This window comes from Pseudomonas sp. PA-1-3F (assembly GCF_021609665.1).
Classification (GTDB): Bacteria; Pseudomonadota; Gammaproteobacteria; order Pseudomonadales; family Pseudomonadaceae; genus Aquipseudomonas; species Aquipseudomonas paracarnis.
Genome location: NZ_WJZD01000011.1, coordinates 161,636 through 168,459, shown reverse-complemented (window position 1 = coordinate 168,459; position 6,824 = coordinate 161,636). Strand labels below are relative to the sequence as shown.

The 6,824-nt window shown below is 61.9% G+C and carries 4 protein-coding genes; 1 reads left to right on the top strand and 3 read right to left on the bottom strand.

The genetic code is table 11. The features are described 5' to 3' along the window. Positions 1–158: 158 nt before the first annotated feature. The 3 genes from GIV26_RS10305 to purL all read right to left on the bottom strand — a co-directional run bounded on the left by GIV26_RS10305 (position 159) and on the right by purL (position 4,974). Complete coding sequence (locus GIV26_RS10305; protein WP_229999976.1) at positions 159–452, bottom strand: DUF6124 family protein; 294 nt, start codon at positions 450–452, stop codon at positions 159–161. Between the two features lie 309 nt (positions 453–761). Continuing rightward, the gene (locus tag GIV26_RS10300; RefSeq protein ID WP_054897795.1) at positions 762–1,073 is read right to left on the bottom strand and encodes a hypothetical protein; all 312 of its coding nucleotides are present in this window, start codon (positions 1,071–1,073) and stop codon (positions 762–764) included. A 4-nt stretch (positions 1,074–1,077) separates the two neighbouring features. Continuing rightward, complete coding sequence (gene purL / locus GIV26_RS10295; protein WP_236280353.1) at positions 1,078–4,974, bottom strand: phosphoribosylformylglycinamidine synthase; 3,897 nt, start codon at positions 4,972–4,974, stop codon at positions 1,078–1,080. Between the two features lie 286 nt (positions 4,975–5,260). On the opposite strand from purL, the gene mltF reads away from it, so the two are divergent. Beyond that, positions 5,261–6,721 carry a membrane-bound lytic murein transglycosylase MltF gene (gene mltF, locus GIV26_RS10290; RefSeq protein ID WP_054897797.1) on the top strand — a complete coding sequence of 487 codons (1,461 nt, stop codon included), beginning with the start codon at positions 5,261–5,263 and terminating at the stop codon, positions 6,719–6,721. Positions 6,722–6,824 lie beyond the last annotated feature (103 nt).

The following is a 6,824-nucleotide window of genomic DNA, read 5'->3' as shown; positions in this document are numbered from 1 at the left end:
GGAGGTGTGGGGGAGGTGGGGACCCCGCGGACCCCACCCCGCGTCCCCCCGGCGGGGGGGAGGCTCACCCCGGCTGGCCTGCGCAGGCCCCCAAAATTTTTGAGGGGCGCTTCGCACCCCAGCGGGAGCAAGCTCCCTCGCCACAGAGTGTGGTGTATTCAGTTACTGGTGGGTACTTCGTGTAGATCCAGTACTCGATCCACCATCAACTGAATACCCTCTACCATCCGATGAATCCCCAGCACCGCATCACGGTGCGGGCCGTCGATTTCAAAAGCCAGATTACCCGCCAGTGCCTGTACGGATGCCAGGTCTTGGGAGGCATTGGCGAGCAGGGTTTCGGTGTTCAGACTGGGTAGTACGGTGAAGATCTGGTCGGACGGTGAATCACCAGCTTGGCGGGACTCGGCTTGAGATGAGATTGAACCAGTTAGCAAGTTGTCGCTGATCATCATTAAACTCCATATGGAATAGGCTCCTAGTGACTTTTCAGGCTTGCAGTCCCGGTCACTGAATTGGCAGCGACTCGAGAAGGTTAGTTGTGCGAGTTCCGACGGACAACCTGAAAGGCTTGTCGGAAAGTTCTGAGGCGCTTGCGCCGACGCCATCGCAGGCAAGCCAGCTCCCACATGGGACTGATGTACGGTCTGACAACGGGGTCAAATGTGGGAGCTGGCTTGCCTGCGATTGGCACTTAAAACCAACAAAAAACCCGCTGACCAAACTGGCCCAGCGGGTTTCTTGTTTACACAATCAACGAATCAAAAATCCGCCAACTGCCACACCTCATACGCCGGAGTCTCATACGGGTGACTGAGTTTCAAAGCAGCCACAGCGGCCACGATCAATTCATCTGCCACCACCAACTCAACCTTCCACTCTTCAACCACTTCAACCTGGCCGACCTGCCCGATAAACGGCTGACTACCGTCCAACGCGCGGAATTGGCCCTGGCCCAGCACTTGCCAGGCGCAGCTGTCGTAGTCGCCGATGCGCCCGCCGCCGGCTGCGAAGACGGCGGTTTTTACCGTCTCCACATGGCTGTCGGGCACGAAGAAGGCGAGCTTGTACACGGCCTTAGTTCACCCACACGCGAGCGTTGCGGAACATGCGCATCCAGGCGCCGTCTTCGTTCCACTCTTCCGGGCGCCACGAGTTTTGCACGGCGCGGAATACGCGCTCCGGGTGCGGCATCATGATGGTGACGCGACCGTCGCGGCTGGTGAGGCCGGTGATCCCGCGCGGCGAGCCGTTCGGGTTGGCCGGGTAGCTTTCGGTGACCTTGCCGTGGTTGTCGACGAAACGCAGGGCTACGGTGCCGGACAGGTCGGCTTCGAGCAGCGCTTCTTCGCTGGCGAATTCGGCATGGCCTTCGCCGTGTGCGATGGCGATCGGCATACGCGAACCGGCCATGCCCTGCAGGAAGATCGAGTTGGACTCCTGCACCTGCACCATGGCGACGCGGGCTTCGAACTGCTCGGAACGGTTGCGCACAAAGTGCGGCCAGAACTCGCTGCCCGGGATCAGTTCGCTGAGGTTGGACATCATCTGGCAACCGTTGCACACACCCAGGGTGAAGCTGTCGTTGCGTTCGAAGAAGCCCTGGAACGCATCGCGGGCACGGCTGTTGAACAAGGCCGACTTGGCCCAGCCTTCACCGGCACCCAGTACGTCGCCGTAGGAGAAACCACCGCAGGCCACCAGGCCTTTGAACTCGTTGAGGTCAACGCGACCGGCGAGGATGTCGCTCATGTGCACGTCGATCGCATTGAAGCCGGCGCGGTCGAACGCTGCTGCCATTTCCACCTGGCCGTTGACGCCCTGCTCACGCAGTACGGCAACCTGTGGGCGAATGCCCTTCTTGATGTAAGGCGCGGCGATGTCCTGGTTGACGTCGAAGCTGAGCATGGTGCTCAGGCCCGGGTTGTCTTCTTCCAGGATCACGTCGAACTCCTGCTCGGCGCAGTCGGCGTTGTCGCGCAGACGCTGGATCTGGTAGCTGGTCTCGGCCCACTGGCGTTGCAGCAAACGGCGCTGACCGGTAAAGACCGTGTCGCCGTTGAAGGAGATATTGACTTCGCCGTTGTTGATCGGCTGGCCAATCACCGCCACGCACTCGGCCAGGCCAGCGGCGCTGAACTGCGCGAGCACATCCGGGGTAGCGTCCTGGCGCACCTGGATCACCGCGCCCAACTCTTCGTTGAACAGGATGCCGTTGATTTCGGCAGCATCCTCGGCAACGCTGTCGAGCACGATGTTCAGGCCGCAGTGACCGGCGAAGGCCATTTCGACAACGCTGGTCAGCAAACCACCGTCGGAACGGTCGTGGTAAGCCAACAGGTGGCCGTCGGCGTTCAGGCCCTGGATCACGGCGAAGAAGGCTTTGAGGTCTTCGGCGTCATCGACGTCCGGGGCCTGCTTGCCCAGCTTGCCGTGGGTTTGCGCCAGGATCGAAGCGCCCATGCGGTTCTGGCCACGGCCCAGGTCGATCAGGATCAGGTCGGTGGTGCCCTTGTCCATGCGCAGTTGCGGGGTCAGGGTCTGGCGGATGTCAGTGACCGGCGCGAAACCGGTAACGATCAGCGACAGCGGCGAAGTCACGCTCTTGTCGGTGCCGTCTTCGTTCCAGCGGGTGGCCATGGACATGGAGTCCTTGCCCACCGGAATGGTGATACCCAGTTCCGGGCACAGCTCCATGCCGACGGCTTTGACCGTGTCGTACAGGCGCGCATCTTCACCCGGGTGGCCGGCAGCGGACATCCAGTTGGCCGACAGTTTGATGTCGGACAGCTTGCCGATACGCGAGGCCGCGATGTTGGTGAGGGTTTCACCAATGGCCATGCGGCCCGACGCCGGAGCGTCCAGCAGGGCCAGCGGTGTGCGCTCGCCCATGGCCATGGCTTCACCGGTGTACACGTCGAAGCTGGTGGCGGTGACGGCAACGTCGGCCACCGGCACCTGCCATGGACCGACCATTTGGTCACGGGCAACCAGGCCGGTGATGGTGCGGTCGCCGATGGTGATCAAAAAGCTCTTGCTCGCCACGGCCGGATGGTGCAGCACGCGTTCGATGCTGTTGGCCAGGTCCAGCGTGCTTGGGTCGAAATCATCGCCCAGTTCAGCTTCACGGTTGGCCGAACGGTGCATACGCGGGGCTTTGCCCAGCAGCACTTCCAACGGCATGTCCACCGGGCTGTTACCGAAGTGGCTATCTGTAACCGTCAGCTGCGGCTCGGCAGTGGCTTCGCCGACCACGGCAAACGGGCAACGCTCGCGTTCGCAGATGGCCTGGAAGCGTGCGAAGTCTTCAGGGCCAACGGCCAGTACGTAGCGTTCCTGGGATTCGTTGCTCCAGATTTCGTGCGGGGCCATGCCCGGCTCGTCGTTTGGAATGTTGCGCAGTTCGAAACGGCCACCACGGTCGCCATCGTTGACCAGTTCCGGGAAGGCGTTGGACAAACCACCGGCGCCGACGTCGTGGATGAAGCTGATCGGGTTCTTGTCACCCAACTGCCAGCAACGGTCGATGACTTCCTGGCAGCGGCGCTCCATCTCAGGGTTTTCGCGCTGTACGGAAGCGAAGTCCAGGTCGGCCGAGCTGGTGCCGGTGGCCATGGAAGAGGCCGCACCGCCGCCCAGGCCGATCAGCATCGCCGGGCCGCCGAGCACGATCAGCTTGGAGCCGACCAGAATCTCGCCTTTCTTGACGTGTTCTTCACGGATGTTGCCCATACCGCCAGCCAACATGATCGGCTTGTGGTAGCCGCGCACTTCATCGCCACGCGGGGTGGTGATGGACTGCTCGAAGGTCCGGAAGTAACCGGTGAGCGCCGGGCGCCCGAATTCGTTGTTGAACGCGGCGCCGCCCAGCGGGCCTTCGATCATGATGTCCAACGCGGTGACGATGCGCTCAGGCTTGCCGTACGGCACTTCCCACGGCTGTTCGAAGCCCGGGATCTGCAGGTTGGACACGGTGAAACCGGTGAGGCCCGCCTTGGGCTTGGCACCACGGCCGGTGGCGCCTTCGTCACGGATTTCGCCGCCCGAACCGGTGGCTGCGCCCGGGAACGGGGCAATCGCGGTCGGGTGGTTGTGGGTTTCAACCTTCATCAGGATGTGCACCGGCTCCTGCACCGCGCCGTACTGGCGGGTTTCCGGGTCCGGGAAGAAGCGACCGGCGACGGAGCCGACGATCACCGAGGCGTTGTCCTTATAAGCCGACAAAACGCCTTCGCTGTGCATCACGTAGGTGTTCTTGATCATGCCGAACAGGCTTTTTTCCTGGCTTTGGCCGTCGATGTCCCAACTGGCGTTGAAAATCTTGTGACGGCAGTGCTCGGAGTTGGCCTGGGCGAACATCATCAGTTCGATGTCGTGGGGGTTGCGCTTCAAGCCGGTGAAGGCGTTGACCAGATAGTCGATCTCGTCTTCGGCCAGGGCCAGGCCCAGCTCGGTGTTAGCCTTCTCGAGGGCGGCGCGGCCACCGCCCAGCACGTCAATCGCGGTGAGCGGCTTGGGTTCGGCATGGCTGAACAGGCCGGCAGCCTGTTCCAGCTGGCTGACGATGATCTGGGTCATGCGGTCGTGCAGGCTGCTGGCGATCAGCTCGGCCTCGGCGTCGCTGAACTGGCCGGCGACGTAGAAGGCGATCCCACGCTCCAGGCGCTGGATTTTATCCAGGCCGCAGTTGCGGGCGATGTCGCTGGCCTTGCTCGACCAGGGCGAGATGGTGCCGAACCGTGGCAGAACCAGGAACAAGCGGCCAGTCGGCTCTTGAACGGGAACGCTTGGGCCGTACTTCAGAAGGCGTGCCAGCACTTGCTGTTCGTCGGCGGTCAAGACGCCGGTTACGTCGGCGAAGTGAGCAAATTCAGCGTACAGGCCTGTAACAGCTGGAACCTTCTGGCTCAGTTGCTCAAGGAGTTTGCTGTGGCGAAAGGCAGAAAGGGCAGGAGCGCCGCGCAGGATCAACATCTTCGGGACAGCCTCGGGAAGGGGTGTGCTTTGAGGCCGTGCATTCTAGCGTAAACCTTCGCCAACGGCACCCGAAACGCTACCGGTGGCCGCCGCCGAACGTCAGTTGGCACGCTTTGCCTGCGATCACGGCGTTATCCAGGGTATTGGGCGCAGTTATTTTAACCGTCACAATCGCTCGCCAAGCCCCGTTTCTGCGGGCTGCAGCACAGTTTTACGCTGGCTAGCAGACAAGTGCGCCGCTGTCGAGATATGGCGCCGTGAGCCGTTTGCGTATACTGCGCAGATGTTCTTCCCAACTGTTTCGCGCCTGCGATGCGCCAAATGGCTCATCGCCACCTTGCTCTTCCTGATGCTCAGTGCCTGTGTTGATAAACCCAGCACACTGGAGCGAATCAAGGAGGATGGCGTATTGCGGGTGGTCACTCGCAACAGTCCCGCTACGTATTTCCAGGATCGCAACGGTGAAACCGGCTTCGAATACGAACTGGTCAAGCGCTTTGCCGACGACCTGGGGGTGAAGCTGGAAATCGAGACGGCCGACAACCTCGACGACCTGTTCAGCCGGCTGGGCAAACCCAACGGCCCGGTACTCGCCGCCGCCGGCCTGGTGAGCAGCGACCAGCGCCAGCAGCAGGTGCGCTTCTCTCACCCGTACCTTGAAGTCACCCCACAGATTATCTACCGCAACGGCCAATCGCGCCCCACCAACGCCGCCGACCTGGTGGGCAAGAAGATCATGGTGCTCAAGGGCAGCACCCACGCCGAGCAACTGGCGGCGCTGAAAAAACAGAACCCGGCCATCGAGTACGAAGAATCCGACGCCGTTGAAGTGGTGGATTTGCTGCGCATGGTCGACGAAGGGCAAATCGACCTGACCCTGGTGGACTCCAACGAAGTGGCCATGAACCAGGTGTACTTCCCCAACGTGCGCGTGGCCTTCGACCTCGGCAATGCCAGCAATCAAAGCTGGGCCGTGGCAGCAGGCGACGACAACAGCCTGCTAAACGAGATCAACAGTTACCTGGACAAGGTCGAGAAGAATGGCACCCTGCAACGCCTGAAGGACCGCTACTACGGGCACGTCGATGTCCTCGGCTATGTCGGCGCCTACACCTTTGCCCAGCACTTGCAACAACGCCTGCCCAAGTACGAGAAACACTTTCGCGCCTATGCCAAGGCCGAGAAAGTCGATTGGCGTTTACTGGCAGCCATTGGTTATCAGGAATCGCTGTGGCAACCCACGGTCACGTCCAAGACCGGCGTGCGCGGCCTGATGATGCTGACCCAGAACACCGCGCAAGCCATGGGCGTGTCCAACCGCCTTGACCCCAAGCAGAGCATCATGGGCGGCGCCAAGTACCTGGCCCGGATCAAGGATGAGCTGGACGACAAGATCGCCGAACCCGACCGCACCTGGTTCGCCCTCGCCGCCTACAACGTAGGCACCGGCCACCTGGACGACGCGCGCCTCCTGGCGAAGAAAGAAGGCCTGAACCCGAACAAGTGGCTGGACGTGAAGAAGATGCTGCCACGCCTGTCGCAGAAGCAGTGGTACAGCAAGACCCGCTACGGCTACGCCCGCGGCGGCGAGCCGGTGCATTTTGTGGCGAACATTCGACGTTACTACGACATTCTTACCTGGGTGACCCAGCCGCAGCTGGAGGGCAACCAGGTGGTGGAAGGCAACCTGCATGTGCCGGGCGTGGACAAGACCAAGCCGCCACAAGACACCCCACAACTCTGATCACGGCAGCCCGCACACTGCAAATCCCTGTGGGAGCCGGGCTTGCCCGCGATAGCGGCCTGACAGTCAAGGTAGTCGGCGCCTGACACACCGCTATCGCGGG

Excerpts from the sequence above, each read along its gene's own strand:
- GIV26_RS10305 (WP_229999976.1), bottom strand. The coding sequence starts at position 452 with ATGATCAGCGACAACTTGCTAACTGGTTCAATCTCATCTCAAGCCGAG.
- purL (WP_236280353.1), bottom strand. The coding sequence starts at position 4,974 with ATGTTGATCCTGCGCGGCGCTCCTGCCCTTTCTGCCTTTCGCCACAGC.
- mltF (WP_054897797.1), top strand. The coding sequence starts at position 5,261 with ATGTTCTTCCCAACTGTTTCGCGCCTGCGATGCGCCAAATGGCTCATC.